We start from the raw sequence: 1,047 nt of genomic DNA, 5'->3' as shown, positions 1-1,047 counted from the left end.
ACGCCAGTTCGGGATAAGAAAAAGTCTTTAAAAAGTTGGTAATCTCGCTAACATTTCGTACCTTTATAGTTGAAAATCAATAAGTTAAGAAATAATTAAGCGATGATTACCACGGACAAAGTTACTGAAATTTTCTGTATAATCGACGAGTTTGACAAGAATTTGAGTGCCGAACTTGCGAAAAATCTGCGTCTGCCGTCCCGTAACAGTGACGGCAAACGCTACCGGAACCGCAAGGGCAGACTCTCAGAAAGTGAGATTATGACCATTCTGATATGCTATCATTTCGGCACATACCGCAATTTCAAGGAGTATTATTTGAATTGGGTCAAAGGGGTGATGTGTCAGGATTTTCCCGACGCGGTTTCCTATAACCGCTTCGTTGAACTCATGCCAAGAGTGTTCTGCAAGCTGATGCTGTTCATGAAGCTCTTTGCTTTCGGACATTGTTCGGGAATCACCTATGTTGACAGCACAATGATACCCGTATGTCACAATGTACGACGATATTACAATAAGGTCTTTGCCGGCCTTGCCAAGGACGGAAAGGGTACCATGGGCTGGTGTCATGGCTTCAAGCTGCACCTGCTGTGCAACGACCGTGGAGAAATCATCACATTCTGTCTTACAGGGGCGAACGTAGACGACAGGGATGAGAGAGTATGGAGTGTCCTCTCCAAGGAACTCTTCGGGAAGGTGTTTGCAGACAGGGGATACATCAAGAAAGAACTCTTTGAGAGACTCTTTGAACAGGGTATCCATCTGGTACATGGGCTGAAATCAAACATGAAGAACAAACTCATACCCATGTGGGACAAGATCCTCATGCGCAAGAGATATATTATTGAGTGTATCAACGACCTGCTGAAGATCAAGGCGAATCTCGTTCACTCCCGACACCGGTCGATACACAACTTCATCATGAATCTGTGCGCAGCACTTGCCGCTTATTGCTTCTTCGACAACAAGCCGGAGGCATTGCCGGTACATGTGGAGAAGTCCAAACAGTTAGAGGTATTTTAAGTAGCTTCTTAACCCGAACTGGCG

At 45.3% G+C, this 1,047-nt stretch carries 1 protein-coding gene; it reads left to right on the top strand.

The genetic code is table 11. The features are described from left to right. Window positions 1-102: 102 nt before the first annotated feature. A complete protein-coding gene (locus HMPREF6485_RS13030) occupies window positions 103-1,023 on the top strand; it encodes an IS982 family transposase (protein ID WP_004347197.1) in 921 nt (306 codons plus the stop codon). Window positions 1,024-1,047 lie beyond the last annotated feature (24 nt).

Source organism: Segatella buccae ATCC 33574 (assembly GCF_000184945.1).
Taxonomy (GTDB): Bacteria; Bacteroidota; Bacteroidia; order Bacteroidales; family Bacteroidaceae; genus Prevotella; species Prevotella buccae.
This window is presented reverse-complemented; position numbering and strand designations above follow the sequence as displayed.